Genomic DNA, 16,011 nt, shown 5'->3' on the forward strand with positions numbered 1-16,011 from the left:
TCTATCTTTCTTGTCTTATTAATCTTCTAGTCATCACTACCACTCTCTTCCTAAATCCACTTTCCAGTCATAAGGAAGTATTTCTCCCAGATTCTTAAATATTCCATTTTTTACTTCTACAATAGCCTTAAGATTTTCTCTGGAGAGCTGGCTCATCAATTCTCTGCATCGTCCACATGGAGGAACCGCATTTCCATCGTTGTCCACAGCTACTACAGCCTGAATAACAGATTCTCCATGCTTCAGCATTTCTGCCACTGCGCTATGTTCTGCACAAAATCCCATGGAACATGCTGTGTCTATACTAATACCTGTATAAACATTTCCGGCAGCCGTTCTTATTGCCGCTGCAACTCCGCCATATTCTATAAAGTCATTCAGGACTTTAGATTTAGCGTACTGATATGCTATTTGTTTTAAATCCATGATGTTATTCTTTTATTTTTACTTAAGTATATGATAAATTTCTCATGTATTAAAAACCTCATCAAGGTTTAATTTCCACTATTATTTTCTTTATACCAGAGAATTGCTTTTTGTTCTTCATCTTGTATAAAGTCATTTTTAGCGTCATTATATTCATTACCATCCTTCCATTCTTGTTTCCCTAGCTCTTCTTTTAGTTTCTGGTATTCAGTTAGTACGACAGGATGTGTCCGCAAGTAATCCCGAAATGCAATATGACGCAGCCAGTGTTCGGAACCTGTAGGTATTACATGTATATGTGCTAGCCTTAAACTATGATCGTGCAGCTTCTCCGGAATCTCATCATCTTTATTAATTTGTTCCGGAAAAAACCATTTGGAAGGATTTTCTTTTAGCTTTACAAAAAATCTTCTGTAAGGCATATCCTCATTGTATTTTTCATAATATACATACTGTCTTCCGGCTAATAAAGGTGGAATTTTATCTAAATCTTGTTCCGAATTAACACCTATCATAATATCGATAACAGGTTTTGCAGAAAGCCCTTCTACAGATGTACTTCCTATATGCTGAATATTGGTATATACCGGAGCTGTTAATTTTTCCAGTTCCTGTTTCAGTTCTTCAAACTGTTTTTTCCAGTCAGGATTATATTTTTCTATTGTAAGATGCATGATTGGAGAATATTTATGAATATAATGTTCGGAACTTTTTTCTGCTGAAAATAATATCTTCCAGCTTCTGAAGTATTTCTTGTTCAGTATCTCCGGAATCTGGTTTATTACATAACAAAATGATAGATATCCCGCTATTCAAATATAATGAATTATAGGTAAAATATCCAGGCCATCCTCCCGTGTGATAGACCTGTTTATGACCGTTACGCTTTTCATCCAACTCCCACCCTAATCCATACTGAAAAATCTGGCCATCATTATTTACCGTAGGTTCAAACATAAGGTCCAGATATTTTTCATCCACTAAATACTGTTCCAATATGGCATTATTCCAGATCAACAGGTCATCCAGTGTGGAATTAACTGCTCCGTCACCTTGTATGCCATCCAGATAGTAAGCATATTCTTCTCCTTTTATCTCATCCGGCAGCTTCACTTTTCCTGTTTCCGGATCGTGTAGAACACCGAAAGCATAATCAGGAACTAACAGTGGATTTTTCCGCCTGTTATATACCATTGTATTGGTCATTTCTAATGGTCTGAAAATATACTTCTGTAATACTTCAGGGAATGTAAATCCTGTTATTTTCTCCAGAATAATGGCTAATATTACATAACCAGTATTAGAATAATCCCATTGTTCGCCCGGGTTAAAATAGACTTTAGGACGGATAGCTGCCAATAACCCCAATACATCCTGGTTATCCGCTATAATTGTTTTATCCCAAAATGTTTCAAATAGTTCCATATAGTCCGGCAATCCGGATGTATGGTTGAGCAGCTGATAAACAGTAATATCATTATAGGGAAAATCCGGAAAAAAATACTTTACGTCTGTATGCAGAGACAGATTATATATATCCAAAACCTTTAATATGGCAAAAGCAGTAAATGGTTTGGAAACAGACGCAAGTTCAAAAACCGAGGCTCTGCTCAGTTCTCTTTTCTCTCCCGGATGATAAGTATTGCCGAAAGACCCGGTATACAATACTCTTCGTCGATCGGCAATCATTATATTTCCATTAAACTTTATTTTCTTTATATAATTTTCAAGTATATCAAATACGTTTTTCATTAATTTTTTAATTTGAAATTTTACGCATCAGCATTTCCAATGGCCCCTGTTTAAACCTCTTATTCCAAAATATACTGAAGTAAATACTGACGATAAAGTAACCTATAGAAAACAAAAGAATATATACAGGTTTTAAAGGAGGCTGCCCGCCTAATTCTCCCGAATAGTAATCACCCCGTAAAAGAGCCAGTATTACAAGACCAATTGTAAGATGAGATACGTAATGCGTAAATGTCATCTGCCCTGTTTTTGCCAGATCTATTGCCCATTGCTTATTTGAAATATACTGACTTACATACATAAAAGCGGCAATAAGCATCATTCCAAAACTTATGGTATTGATTACAAAAGGTAAAAACGGAGGAATATAATCGGCATGAATAAACTCCATAACCTCAGGACTAAGATCCATATAAACACTTATAAAACGGATAATCTCAATAAAGACAAAGAGTATAAGTCCTGTTATGAACATTTTACGCTGAGTTTGTTTTTGTGTCCAGTCCTGTCTCCCCAAATATAAACCCACAGCAAAGTATGCAAACCATGGAAATACAGGATTCCAGCCATTGTAAAGTGTATTGCGGAGAAAACCTTTTATAGTCCAGAAATCCAGATATTGTAAACTTCCAAAATCCCATCCTGTTTCGTAAGGAATAAACAATAATAAAAGATGAAAGACTGCCACAGTAATAGCAGCAGCTATTAGGTAGTACTTTTTATCCATGAACACCAGTAAAGCACCTATACTCATATACCCACCATACAAATGCAGGATATCTGCCGGCCACCACAGATAAAAAAGTACTCCAAAAACAAACAGGAAAGCAGCACGCTTCAGAATTGTCGCTCTTAATCTTTTTCTGTCTTCTGCCGTGTATTCCTGAGTACGATTTGTCATCAATGCTACTCCCATACCCGCCAACATAACAAAGACCGTACTGGAATGTCCGCTAAACAGTGTCAGAAACCTGCCCATGAAACTATCGTCATCTTTTCCGAAGACAATATTAAAGTTTACAATAAACATCCCAAAAATAGCATAAGCTCTGGCCAGATCGAATCCGATAATCCTTTTCTTCATGTTGCATATATTCCGCAGCAAAAATCACGATTACCAGCCAACCTGCCTTTGACAAATGTCAAAAAAAACAGAAATTACAGGATTTATTGACTATAAATCTCACTGAATAAAAGAATCTTTTTAACCACATAGAATATAGCCTCACAACCTCCTGTAAGGTATCTTCGATACTGGCATAGATCACATAGCTGATGTGCGAAAATTTATTTCCCCAGGTATTATCTGTTTTATAACATTAATCCTTTATTAGTATGTTGTTTTATATAAAGAAATAGTATGAAGAATATTGATTGGCCATTAACAATAAGTGTTGTTAAACTAGCCTTCCTAATATTAGGTCCGTTGGGCTTAAATTATTTTATAAGAACCCATATGGGTTATTTATTAAAAGATGCAAATGTATCTATACTACTAAACAGTAAGGAATATACTTTATTAAAGCAAAAGGTATTCTGATAATAAACATCAATCTTAAAAGATAAATTTATTGAAACAAAAATGGAATTAGTTGATTTTTTTAAATAAAGATTAAACAATCGTTCATAAAATAAGGGGCTTAATTGCCCCTTTATTTTTAATATGTTCTAACAATATCTTTACCCGCAAATCCTCGTACTTTATTAGATTGTATTATTGATTCTTCTTTAAAATAATAAAATTGGAAAACTTCAGGAGTTGGAATATGTCTTAAATCTCCGTTATCTAATAAATATACCTTCCCATTTGATTGATCTCTAATTAATTTGGTATCCATTGTGAAATTCTTACCCCTTGGACCTATATAATCAGCTATATCTACATTAAAAATAGGTTTATTCTTCCGTCCTCTAATACCAGTGCTCTCTTCTCTAAAATCGAACACTCTTTTTAAGACATCCACATTTTCAATAAGTCTAATTGTACTTTCAAATGTTATATAATATTGTCCTGTATTTCTATCACGATAAAATTCGCCATCACGTATTCTTGCTTTCTGTGCTTCAGAATCTTTTAGATAAAAAGCTATTCCTTCGTAAACAAAACCGAATTTTCCATTTCCTAGTTCATTAAAATCTCTAGTATAAAAGTGTGATGTTGTTTCTTTTCTAAAATATCGATATATGGGAAAACTACCCGGTTCATTACCATTATAACTTTTACCTATATCACTAAACCACATCCATCCATTTTGTCCGTTAAATTCACTAGGATTAGTTGTAAGTACATAATCATCATTATTTTTATTAAACCATCCAGTAATTTCTTGACCACTTCCATCAGCTGAGCCTAAAAACCTATCATAAATATAATTGTAATTTCCAATTTCTGCATGTGGTAAAAATAAACCTGAATCACTGGTTGAGTAAATATGTCTATTTTTAGCACTACTATAATAACCGTAAATAGGTTTAGGTATAATTGCATCTTTCCAAAAAATACCACTTGAAGGGGGTTCTTCATCAAAAGTTCCACTTCCATCTCTAAAACCTCCTACTGCTAATTGATTAAGATTTACTTTGTCAAAATTTTGTAAGTCATCATTTGTAGAACAACTTGCTAAGGACATAAAACATAACCCAATAAAATAAATTTTCTTCATAAATATTTTTTTTGCTAAAATACAATTATCTCACAGGTTAGAGACATACATTAACAATTACACTGCTAAAATTTATTTTTAGAAAATAAGTATACCGGCAATACCGATTCTTACTAGACTATATATTTTGCTCAGATTTGAATTTTCCTTATCGTAAGATGATATGCAAGTTTTAAAATAAACACAACAAAAAATTGATATTTTATAAATACAGTAAAATGATATATATTTGTTTCTGAAAAATTATTTATGAAAACACAAAACATCTACTTATTATTTCTTCTTTTTTTATTATTTAATTTTCAATGTTCATCTCGTGACAGTGTTGAAGATAATAATATAAACAATAATCCACAACAGCAAGGATGCATGGTCCCAACTAATTTAAGTTTTAAAAATTTATATAATATATTTTCGTGGTCAGATCCTAATGTTGATGGAGCTGGTTACTTTCAAGTACAATATGGAGCAGAAGGTTTTGTATTAGGAAGTGGAACTTCAATTGAAACGAACCAGAAAAATTTTGATGCCCCACTATATAGCGGAAAAAAATATGATTTTTATGTAAGGAAAAATTGTGGTGCAAAGGGTTATAGTAATTGGTCGAAACCGATAACTATCTTATCAAATAATACTACTGCGTGTGTGAAACCAAGCTATGTGAATTATACAAAATCTTCATATACTCCATCAACTTTTACAGCCCAAATTACCTGGGAAAATGATGGAATATCTGTATATGAAGTAGGCTTCGGATCTTTAACAACTCCTCCTTCTTCAGGAAACACACAATTAATTTTAGCTCCATCTGGTGCGGCTTATCAATTAAATAAAAATATTGACTATCAATTCTATGTTAGAAAAAAATGTGCAAATAATACTTTCACAGAATATTTTGGACCTTATATTATTCGCTATAATTAAAATATGCTCCAAATAATAAGTACGGATTGCTAAAATATATACAATTTCTATTGCTATGGATTCAGCAAGAGTAACCCCTGATAGCATAAGTATAAAGCCTAAAAATAGAAAATAATTAAGTATAATCATAAAAACAGAAGATTCTGGCGGTTTGTAATTAACTTTATATATAAGATTTACCCTCTTAATTGAGGGTCTTTTTATATCCTATCGTTACAGGTTTCCGTATTAGTTGGATATTTTATCTGATTTCAATTATTTTTTTATGTTAAATCACTGCATTGGGAAATTGTCTATATTTACACCTTAACCAATTAAATAAAAATTATTATGAAAAAATTATCTAAGATTCAATTAAAGAACGTAAACGGAGGTGAAGGTTTTGCATGTGTATGTGGTACTACTTTCATGGGGTTTGTTAACACTGTTGAAGGATGTGTTTACATTTGTGATAAAAAAGTTGTTAAACCTTCTGAAAGCACAGATAGTCTAGATTAATCTTTCTCCCCTCAAAATGAGGGGATTTTTATTTCCTTATATTAAATATTTTTTTTTTATATAAATTCTATTTTATGTAAAAAGTTGTCGTGCAAGGTTTTGAATATTAAATACATCATATGGATTTAAATATTTAGTATGAGCAGAAAACTTATGGGCAGAATACCTATTCATTAGTCTATTAGCATATAATAATGCTTCTGGAAAAGTCATTTGTTTGTTCATAACATTATTTTCCACATCATACCAAATAGAATAATCTCCATAATTTAAATTTAGTTCTTCTTCTATTTGAGTTACTTTACCTCTAAAAACCCATTCAATAGTCTTTTCTTTACCAATGCCAATATGTGATAATTTTTTCTGAATATTGTTTAGTAGTTCTTCGATCTGATTTAATAATTCTTCTTGACTTTCTTGGATATGCAAGTTTTTTTGACTGTGGATTTCAAGGTTTCCCAGTTTTTAGGATAAACCTTCATTTCTGTAAATGATTTCATTTTTATACAATTTTTTACACGATTGAAATCAGATGAAAAAAAATGTAACTTAAAAAAAAACGCAAACCTATTATGGAAAGTGGCTTACGGGAATTGCACCCAGTATCGGAATCGAATCGGCACGCTTCGCGGCACTAGAGTTTGAGTCTAGTACTCTATTAGATTTCGTTTATATTTTCGCTCTGATCCGGCTGAGTGTTTCCAGAGAAATTCCCAGGTAAGATGAAATATGGGTAAGCTTGATATGATGAATGTATTCCGGATATTTTTTCAAGAGATTGAGATAACGGTCTGTAGCACTGCGAGCATGAAAATCGAAAATACGATCTTCCAGCCAGATAACATATAATTCTGTAATCAGAATTACATATTCCATCAGCTGTGGATACTGTCCTCTTATTTGATAAAAAGCATTATAATCTACTGCTTCAACCGTAACATCTGTCAGGCATTCTATAATTTCTTTACTAGGTTTCTGACTTACCAGACTTTCAAATGATACAGCAATATCTTCTTCAAAAAAGAATTCTGTTGTCACTTCTTTATTGTCCAGAATAAAAAACTTTCGGGCAATTCCGTTTACCATAAAGTAACTTTTCCGGCAAACTTCATCCTCCTGCAGCAAAAGCTCACCTTTTTTCAGGTGTTTAATCGTCGTTAGTCGATCCATTACATTTGTCGTTTCTTCATCAAAACTTTCAACAAGTATCCGGATCTTCTCAATATGTTCAGTCATTTATGGCTGTGATTTATTTTGATTAACTTTTTCTGCCAGAATATTATTCAGATATTCTTTCAATACCAGAGGATGACAATGTTTCTCATCTTTTGCCGCATATACAAGGGTAATTACTTCTTCGTTTTCTAATCTGTGCAGAAATGCAATTCCCGGATTCTTATCCAGTAATTCCGCTTTATATTTTGCAGAGAAATCCTTCCAGAGGGCAGGATCATGATGAAACCACTTTCTTAGCTCTGTAGAAGGGGCTAAATCTTTATTCCATTCAGCAATATCAGCTTCCTGTTTAGAGATTCCGCGTGGCCATATTCTGTCTACCAGAACTCTGTAACCATCTTCCGGAGAAGGCTTCTCATAAACTCTTTTAAGGTGTATTGTCTGCATAACTGTAAAAGCAATGACTAAATTTATGAAAAATTATACAATATTTATTTTCTAATGATTTTCTAATTACATTCTAAGACCTTTCTAACAGCCATTCCAAGATACTCACCCTACCTTTGCAGCAAAGAAAAACAGATATGGATACCGATCCGCATTATTACAACAACTAAGCATTCCGCCGCTTCACTTTTCTGTAAGCCGGCCGGATGCTAAAACAGAAAGGTTATGAATACATCAGAATTTACACTTCGTCTTTTTATTGCATTCGCTTTGGGAGCCAGTATTGGTTTTGAAAGACAGTGGCGTCAGAAAAGTGCAGGACTACGCACCAACACATTAGTATGTCTTGGATCTGCGGCATTTGTACTGCTTTCTATAAGAATAGGTGGCGATGCTACCGGCAGAATAGCATCTTATATCGTTAGTGGCATTGGTTTTTTAGGCGGTGGAGTCATTATGAAAGACGGGCTCACTGTAAGAGGGCTTAATACTGCTGCCACCATCTGGTGTTCGGCTTCGGTTGGAGCTCTATGTGCAATGGGACTGCCACTTGAAGCGGCTATTACCAGCGGATTTATTATCCTCACTCATTTAATTCTGCGCCCGCTAGGAATAACGCTTAGTAAAAATATCAATAGCAGAAGCCATTATACCGAATACCTGTTGAGCATTAAATGTAAAACAGAAGTTGAAAACCATGTACGGGTACTCCTTATGCAGTCCCTAGGTGGCAACGATAAGGTTTTGCTAAAATCCCTTACCAGTGATGACAACGGAACACCTGAAAATGCTATTATCACAGCTGAAGTTCATGCTTCTGTGCCACAGGACAGCTTCATGGAAAAAACAGCCAGCAGACTTACTATAGAAGACAAAGTAATTAAAGTAAGCTGGGAAATTGTAGGTACCGAAAACGATTTATAACATTAAAAACAGCATTGAAACAATGTTAAAAAGATCCACAAACAAAAATCTTAATTCAGCAGCACTTGTAAAACTTAAAGAAGCAGCTGTACTGAATGAAAAGATGGTGTATGCTATGCTGGAAACTTCAGAAGAAGGGCTTAGCGACAACACGGTAAAAGACCGCGTAAAAATTTATGGTAAAAACGAAATTGCAACGCAGAAGGCTCCTTCATGGTTAAAGCAGTTTGCGCATTCATTTTTCAATCCATTCAATTATATACTGGCCTGTATTGCTATTATTTCGCTATTCATTGATGCTATACTAGTCCCTTCCGAAGAGAAAGATTTTAGTACCTGTATTATTATTACCATTATGTTGCTGTTCAGTACAATTCTTAGATTTATTCAGGAATTCCGAAGTAACAAAGCTGCAGAAGCCCTGAAAAAAATGGTAAAAACAAGCTGCCTTACTAAGCGGAAATTTAAAGACAGCGAGGAAATAGAAATTGCGGATATTGTTCCGGGTGACATTATTTTGCTTTCTGCAGGTGATATGGTACCCGCAGACTGTAGAATTCTAAAAAGCAAAGACCTGTTTATCAGCGAATCTATCCTCACTGGTGAAGCTCTTCCTGTAGAGAAAAATGCTTTTGCTATCAAGAATGCCAAAGAGCAAAATCCACTTACCCTTCAGAATATCTGTTTTATGGGAACTAATGTGGTAAGCGGCTCCGCCACTGTAGTTGTTACCAATACTGGTATCTTCACTTATTTCGGAAGTATCAGCCGGAATCTTGTTTCCAAGCGGCCTGAAACTTCTTTCGACATAGGGGTTAACAAAGTAAGCTTCCTTCTTATTCGGTTTATGCTGGTTATGACTCCGGTTATATTCCTGATTAATGGTTTTGTAAAAGATGACTGGATGCAGGCTTTATTATTTGCAATAGCTGTTGCTGTAGGATTGACTCCGGAAATGCTGCCTATGATTGTTACTGCCAATCTTGCAAAAGGTGCCGTGAATATGAGCAAAAAGAAAGTCATCGTTAAAAGGCTCAATGCCATCCAGAATATTGGTGCTATGGATATTCTATGCACAGATAAAACCGGAACACTCACACTGGACAAAATCGTACTGGAAACCCACCTCAACGTTCGGGGAACAGATGACGATGAAGTACTAAAATGGGCATATCTCAACAGTTTCCATCAAACCGGACTTAAAAATCTTTTAGATCAGGCTGTCCTGGATCATGCTGAAGTACATAACCTGATGAAAGCCGATGAGCTGTATATGAAAGTGGATGAAATTCCTTTTGATTTTGAAAGAAGAAGAATGTCTGTAGTTCTGAATACGTCTAAAGGCAAACATCTGATGATTTCTAAAGGAGCTGTAGAAGAGATGCTTTCTCTGTGTAAATATGCTTTAGATCCCGGAGACGATCATAGCCTGCATATTGAGAATGATAATATTGTTCCGTTAGATGAGGCAATGAAGCAGAAGATTCTTAAAATGTCTGAGAAATTAAATGCTGAAGGGCTTCGTGTTTTACTGGTGGCTATCCGTGAATTTGAAGGAAATCATCCGCTGAACTATTCAGTAGCAGATGAAAACAATCTTACTCTTACCGGATTCATCGGGTTCCTGGATCCTGCAAAACCTTCCGCAGAACCTAGTATTAAAGCTTTGCATAAGTTGGGTGTAGAGGTAAAAGTAATTACCGGAGACAATGATATTGTTGCAAAAAAGATATGCCATGATGTTGGTATTCCTATCAATAATATCATGCTGGGTGAGGAACTGGATCATATTTCGGATGAAGAACTTAGCAAGAATATGGATCTTTATTCAATTTTTGCTAAAGTAAGTCCGCTGCAGAAGCAACGTATTGTAAAAGTATTAAAATCGAAGGGACATACTGTAGGTTTTATGGGAGACGGAATTAATGATGCAGCAGCGATTAAAGAAGCTGATGTCGGAATTTCTGTGGACACCGGAGCAGATATTGCCAAAGAAAGTGCTGATATTATCCTGTTGGAAAAAGACCTGATGGTACTGCGCAGTGGTGTTATCTATGGCAGAAGGACGTTCGGAAACATTATTAAGTATATTAAAATGACAGCCAGCAGTAATTTTGGCAATATGTTCAGTATGATTGGAGCAAGTGCTTTTTTACCTTTCTTACCTATGCTTCCGTTACAAATACTTACCCAGAATCTGCTTTATGATGTTTCACAATCTTCTATTCCGTGGGATACTATGGATAAGGATTTTCTGGAAAAACCTAAAAAATGGGATGCCGGCAGTATCAAGAAATTTATGTTGTATATAGGTCCTTTAAGTTCTATTTTCGACTATATAACTTTTGCGGTAATGTTCTTTATCTTCAAAGCCAATACTCCGGAACATCAGAGCCTCTTTCAGACCGGATGGTTTGTAGAAGGTTTATTATCTCAGACTTTGATTGTGCATATTATCAGGACAAAGAAAATACCATTTATCCAAAGCTGGGCTGCGGCTCCTGTGGTTGCACTTACCAGCCTGATTATGCTTATCGGACTCTCTATTCCGTTTACACCTATAGCCGGATATTTAAAAATGCAGCCATTACCTCTTTCGTATTTCCCCTATTTACTGGGAATTCTTACCGGGTACTGCATCCTCACCCAGTTGGTAAAACAATGGTTTATTAAAAAGTTCCAGCAATGGTTATAAAATAACAGGTACATAGAGCTTTTGAAATTCAGACAGAGGTACCTTAACAAGTTTTTCTATGTGTCTATGTGGTTTGATAAAAACATCAAAACCCGATTATATAATTAAGTCAACTAAAATTATTTATTTCTTTTCCATATTAAAACAGTCCCCTGCAGTTTTCACTACAGGGGATTGTTTTTGTTTTATATCAATTCTTTAATCATCATTCAGCCATTCCAGAAAATTCTGAACCCTTACTCTGCTCACAATAATTTCATGTGGACATTCAGGTTCAAAATCAATTCCCAACCGGCTGTTCACAACTTTCTTAATTCCTTTTATAGCCTTAATATTAGCAATGCAATTACGTGATACCCGGAAAAATATATCATCGGAAAGCTGGCCTTCCAACTGGTCCAGAGTATAGTTGATAATATATCGTTTATCATCGAATGTATGCAGCAACACTACTTTTTCTTCACTGTAGAAATAAGCTATATTTTTTGATTCTGCATATAGATAGCCTTCACGTGACTGTACCAGAAAACGGTTTTTCACTTTTTTCATCAGAGAAGATTCAACCATACGGATGCCTATTTCTTCCTGTTCTTTATCAAAATGAAGATCTTCAAGCTTGGCTATAGCACGTTCCAAATCCTCTTCAGAGACAGGCTTCAGCAAATAGTCTATACTGTTTACTTTAAATGCCTGTATTGCATATTCATCGTAAGCTGTTGTAAAAATAATGGGTACCTCAACTTTTATATGATTGAAAATTTCAAAACAGCTGCCATCCGATAAGCTTATATCCATCAGGATAAAATCGGGTTTACTCTGTTGCAGAAATTCAATAGATTCCAACACACTTTGTGTTCTTCCCAGCAATATATACTCCGGACGAAGCTTATCCATCATTCTCTTTAACTCGGAAAAAGCCAATCGCTCGTCTTCAACAATTAAGTATTTTTTCATTCTACGAATGGTATTTTAACTACAAAAAAATTATCTTTCTCTTCTATCATAAGCTTTTTTTGGTGACGATCGTACTGGGTATCCAGAAAAGAAAGTCCTATTCCCTCTCCTTTAGGAACATCATTCCGTAAAGATATTTTGTTTCTGAATGCAATACCATTATCATCTATGGCAATATAAATAAGCAAAGGATCTGCGGCTGAACTTACATTATGTTTGAATGCATTTTCCAGAAGAAGCTGAAAACTAAAGGAAATAATCTTGCGATTTTCCCATTGTTCAAAAGAATCAATCTCTATTCTGAAGCCATTTTCAAATCTTATTTCCATCAGAAAAAGATATTGCTTAAAAAAATGCATTTCCTCTTTCAGGGTACTCAGTGGCTTTTTACTTACTGACAGTACCTGCCGGTATACCTGAGATAGCGCTTTGGTGTATTTATTCGCCTGGTCCTGATTCTCGTATATAAGTGATGATAACACATTAAGAGAGTTGAAAAGAAAATGTGGATTCACCTGCGCACGCAAAGCATTGTACTGGTACATCAGCATATCCCGTTTTGATTTTTCCGAAGCTTTAATCGCTCTGCGTTCAGCCTGAAAATAGAATAATAAATCAATAATCAGAAGAATGGGAAGATTTGCAGTAATATTCAGTATCAATCCTGTTTTATAGGATAAAGACTGCCGAATTCCTACATCCAATACCTGAGTAACAATAAAATTAAACGCCATATTCAAAAGAATACATAACAGGATATTACTTAAAAACAATGAAGAAGCATGTCTGTATAAGCTACTGTGTAAGGGAATAATCTCGTTGATAAATTTTATCAGTAAATAATCCAGAAAAGTCATCATGAGTACAATTGGATATATAATTGCAAACTGTAGCAGAAAATGATCCCACATAATGTTCTTAGACAGGATACTGCTTTTCATGATGGTATTGAAGAAAAAGATCTGATAAACGGTATAAATAGTAGTTACAATAAAATAGCAGGCAATAACTACATATTTTTTATTTTTCATTTCCTGATCCCGGAATATTTCGGAGAAAACCATATTCGATATTCTGTGTGTAATCGTATTACAGATTGGTTTTTATTGTTCTTTTTACCAAAGGCTAATGTAATCTATTTTTGCTTTCTGTCGAAGTTATATTTAATACCGGCAGAAATATAAAATGACGGATCAAAAGTTGCACCTCCCCATTTCAGAAACTGTTCAGGTTCACGGTCTCTATAGCGGTCTGTGCGTCCGAAATTAGTACCAAAAGTACCGCTTATTGCCCAATTATTAATTCTGTATTCAGGTTCCAGTCCCATACTTACATAGTGATGATCAAAGTATTTCTTTTTACCATCTATTTTATCAGGCGCAAAGAAAAACTTAGGACGGTTAACTATTCTTAAAGCAAATGCATCGTTAAATCGGTAGCCTATAGAAAATCTCGGATTATAACTTAGTTCTGCATGATATTCCATGCCTGACTTTTCTTCATTATGATACACAAAATACGGCACGGGAATAAGCATTGGTTTATCAAAAGCATTATTTCCCACAATTGCTATTCCCGCTTTTATTTTCGGTCTTACCTCCCATATGAATGCTGAATAAACATTGATAATAATATTATCCTTATCCAGTTTTTTAAGGTTTGTGTCTGTCGTATACAGGCCTGCAGAAATTCCTCCTACAAAGGTGAGCTTCTGGTGTATAGGTGTCATGTATAATACACCCAAATCTGCCGATCCTATTTCTTTTGGTAAAGCCTCTGCAGCTACACCTTCATTACTAAAAGACGTATAAGAAGCATTCAGTGTCGCCGCCCATATTTTGGGCTGGGGATAAGCTGTAGGCTGTACACTAACGGGAATAGTGGCTGTAAACGAAGTTGTAAATGCAGCGCTCTTACCACCTGTTTTATCCCCACTATCATTAATAAGTTTTTGCTTCGGCAGGTATTCAGACCTTAGTTCTATCTGTGCATAAGAATAAACCGCTTGGAACAAAGCTGCTATTATAATCCATTTTTTTCTCATTACTTTTTCATTTGAAAGCACAAAGAAAATACATGAAACACATAACAATTTAACAATCAACAATGTAAATGACAGAAGAGCAAAAATAGCAGATGAACTTTATTATTCCGGGGATGAATTTTCAGTTCTAAATTATTTATGTGAATCTGAATTTCTAATAGTTTTCTAATAGTATTCTAAAGCTTTTCTAACAGCGTATTCTAAGTGATGAAAATACCTTTGCAACAGCGAAAAAAAGACTATCTTAGTTACATCTGAAGGGATAGTGCTGAAGCTAAAAAACAAAAAATTTATCTATTGTTACAAATAACTACTATATATGAGAAGAACAGTACTAGCAATGGCACTTTTGGTGTTCGTTATCTCTTGCAAAGACTCTAAAAGTGAAGCGCCTCAGGATCAGGATCTCATCATTAAAGGTGATAATGTTATCGTTCCGGAAAGCAATCCTGTCTTCAGAAAAATTAAAACCGAAACAGTTTCCGAACAGGAACATAGCGACGGTGTTGTTTCTGCAGGTACAATTCAGGCTATTCCAAATCATTATGCGGAAATCGCAAGCCCTTTTTCGGGAAGAATAACCAAATCTTTTGTCCGCCTCGGGCAGAACGTTTCCGCCGGAAGTCCTATTTTCGAGATTCTTTCATCTGATTATTTTTCAGTTCAGAAGGACTATACCGATGCTGTAAACGATGTCCAGCTCGCAGAAAAAAATTACCGCAGACAGCAGGATCTTGTAAAACATGGTGTTGGAATTCAGAAAGAGCTCGACGAAGCTGAAACAGATTTCAAAAACAAAAAGACATCTCTTTCCAATGCTTCTTCTGCACTAAAGGTTTATAACAGCAAAGGCGGTGGTTTAGGCAGCCCCCTTATTGTAAGATCACCTATTAACGGTGAGGTTATTTCTAACCAGATTGTAAATGGTCAGTTTCTGAAAGGAGATGCAGATCCGGTTGTCATTATTGCTGAATTATCCAAAGTATGGATTACCGGGGAAGTAAAAGAAAAAGACATACGTTTCGTAAGTACCGGAGACCGCGTTTCGGTAAAAGTAGGTGCTTATCCGGACAGAAATATTACCGGCAAAGTCTATCACGTTAACGAGATTGTGGATGAGGCAACCCGAAGCGTAAAAGTATTAATTGAGTGTGATAATCCTGACAGAAAACTAAAGCCCGGAATGTACGCTACAGTTAATTTTTCCACAGCACCTGTTAATTCCATTATGATTCCGGTTACTGCTTTGATGCAAAAAGACAGCTCTCAGTATGTATGGATAAAAACCGGGAAAAATCAGTTTGCCAAACGTTCGGTCACAGTAGGAGAAACAGATCAGAAACTGGTAAGAGTTACTTCCGGTCTACAGTCTGGTGACGTCATTATGACTGAAGGCGGAATCTATATGCTGGACGCAAAATAATCTATAACATTTTTATCATGAGACTATTTTCAGTTTTCACAATCTGGTTGTGAATACATGAATGGTGAATAGTCAATTTAAGGTC

General features: G+C 35.1%; 16 protein-coding genes. 5 read left to right on the forward strand and 11 right to left on the reverse strand.

From position 1 onward, the window contains the following. Positions 1-36 precede the first annotated feature (36 nt). The 5 genes from ATE49_RS19605 to ATE49_RS19630 all read right to left on the reverse strand — a co-directional run bounded on the left by ATE49_RS19605 (position 37) and on the right by ATE49_RS19630 (position 4,841). On the reverse strand, positions 37-426 hold the full coding sequence (locus ATE49_RS19605; protein WP_065083482.1) for a cytidine deaminase family protein: 390 nt from the start codon (positions 424-426) through the stop codon (positions 37-39). 68 nt (positions 427-494) lie between these two features. Beyond that, positions 495-1,100 carry a GrpB family protein gene (locus ATE49_RS19610; protein ID WP_065083483.1) on the reverse strand — a complete coding sequence of 202 codons (606 nt, stop codon included), beginning with the start codon at positions 1,098-1,100 and terminating at the stop codon, positions 495-497. 13 nt (positions 1,101-1,113) lie between these two features. Further along, complete coding sequence (locus ATE49_RS19615) at positions 1,114-2,178, reverse strand: serine hydrolase domain-containing protein (RefSeq protein WP_065083484.1); 1,065 nt, start codon at positions 2,176-2,178, stop codon at positions 1,114-1,116. A 7-nt stretch (positions 2,179-2,185) separates the two neighbouring features. Further along, positions 2,186-3,262, reverse strand: a complete 1,077-nt coding sequence (locus ATE49_RS19620) for a DUF418 domain-containing protein (protein WP_065083485.1) — start codon at positions 3,260-3,262, stop codon at positions 2,186-2,188. Between the two features lie 574 nt (positions 3,263-3,836). Continuing rightward, a complete protein-coding gene (locus tag ATE49_RS19630) occupies positions 3,837-4,841 on the reverse strand; it encodes a hypothetical protein (RefSeq protein ID WP_090346981.1) in 1,005 nt (334 codons plus the stop codon). 249 nt (positions 4,842-5,090) lie between these two features. Here ATE49_RS19630 and ATE49_RS19635 point away from each other — a divergent pair, with 249 nt between their 5' ends. Together ATE49_RS19635 and ATE49_RS20290 are read left to right on the forward strand one after the other, a co-directional pair. Beyond that, complete coding sequence (locus ATE49_RS19635) at positions 5,091-5,765, forward strand: hypothetical protein (protein WP_065083488.1); 675 nt, start codon at positions 5,091-5,093, stop codon at positions 5,763-5,765. A 330-nt stretch (positions 5,766-6,095) separates the two neighbouring features. Further along, positions 6,096-6,263: a hypothetical protein gene (locus ATE49_RS20290; RefSeq protein WP_155759319.1), complete on the forward strand. Its 168-nt coding sequence runs from the start codon at positions 6,096-6,098 to the stop codon at positions 6,261-6,263. A gap of 72 nt (positions 6,264-6,335) precedes the next feature. Here ATE49_RS20290 and ATE49_RS19640 read toward each other — a convergent pair whose 3' ends face one another. From ATE49_RS19640 to ATE49_RS19650, 3 genes are all read right to left on the reverse strand, one after another. Continuing rightward, positions 6,336-6,692 carry a hypothetical protein gene (locus tag ATE49_RS19640; protein ID WP_065083489.1) on the reverse strand — a complete coding sequence of 119 codons (357 nt, stop codon included), beginning with the start codon at positions 6,690-6,692 and terminating at the stop codon, positions 6,336-6,338. Between the two features lie 240 nt (positions 6,693-6,932). Beyond that, positions 6,933-7,499 (reverse strand): Crp/Fnr family transcriptional regulator, encoded by a 567-nt coding sequence (locus ATE49_RS19645; protein WP_065083490.1) that lies wholly within the window; start codon positions 7,497-7,499, stop codon positions 6,933-6,935. Next, positions 7,500-7,886, reverse strand: coding sequence for a DUF488 domain-containing protein (locus tag ATE49_RS19650; protein ID WP_065083491.1), 387 nt, complete (start codon positions 7,884-7,886; stop codon positions 7,500-7,502). A gap of 225 nt (positions 7,887-8,111) precedes the next feature. On the opposite strand from ATE49_RS19650, the gene ATE49_RS19655 reads away from it, so the two are divergent. Further along, positions 8,112-8,810, forward strand: coding sequence for an MgtC/SapB family protein (locus ATE49_RS19655; protein ID WP_065083492.1), 699 nt, complete (start codon positions 8,112-8,114; stop codon positions 8,808-8,810). 22 nt (positions 8,811-8,832) lie between these two features. Continuing rightward, a complete protein-coding gene (gene mgtA, locus ATE49_RS19660) occupies positions 8,833-11,505 on the forward strand; it encodes a magnesium-translocating P-type ATPase (protein ID WP_065083493.1) in 2,673 nt (890 codons plus the stop codon). 198 nt (positions 11,506-11,703) lie between these two features. Here mgtA and ATE49_RS19665 read toward each other — a convergent pair whose 3' ends face one another. The 3 genes from ATE49_RS19665 to ATE49_RS19675 all read right to left on the reverse strand — a co-directional run bounded on the left by ATE49_RS19665 (position 11,704) and on the right by ATE49_RS19675 (position 14,503). Then, complete coding sequence (locus ATE49_RS19665; RefSeq protein WP_065083494.1) at positions 11,704-12,459, reverse strand: LytR/AlgR family response regulator transcription factor; 756 nt, start codon at positions 12,457-12,459, stop codon at positions 11,704-11,706. Then, positions 12,456-13,523, reverse strand: coding sequence for a sensor histidine kinase (locus ATE49_RS19670; protein WP_065083495.1), 1,068 nt, complete (start codon positions 13,521-13,523; stop codon positions 12,456-12,458). Before ATE49_RS19670 ends, ATE49_RS19665 begins: the two co-directional genes overlap by 4 nt. Before the next feature lie 71 nt (positions 13,524-13,594). After that, positions 13,595-14,503 carry a DUF6268 family outer membrane beta-barrel protein gene (locus ATE49_RS19675; protein WP_065083496.1) on the reverse strand — a complete coding sequence of 303 codons (909 nt, stop codon included), beginning with the start codon at positions 14,501-14,503 and terminating at the stop codon, positions 13,595-13,597. A 319-nt stretch (positions 14,504-14,822) separates the two neighbouring features. Here ATE49_RS19675 and ATE49_RS19680 point away from each other — a divergent pair, with 319 nt between their 5' ends. Further along, positions 14,823-15,926, forward strand: a complete 1,104-nt coding sequence (locus tag ATE49_RS19680; protein WP_065083497.1) for an efflux RND transporter periplasmic adaptor subunit — start codon at positions 14,823-14,825, stop codon at positions 15,924-15,926. The last annotated feature ends 85 nt before the right edge of the window (positions 15,927-16,011 follow it).

This window comes from Elizabethkingia miricola (assembly GCF_001675285.1).
In the GTDB taxonomy this organism is placed as follows: domain Bacteria; phylum Bacteroidota; class Bacteroidia; order Flavobacteriales; family Weeksellaceae; genus Elizabethkingia; species Elizabethkingia miricola.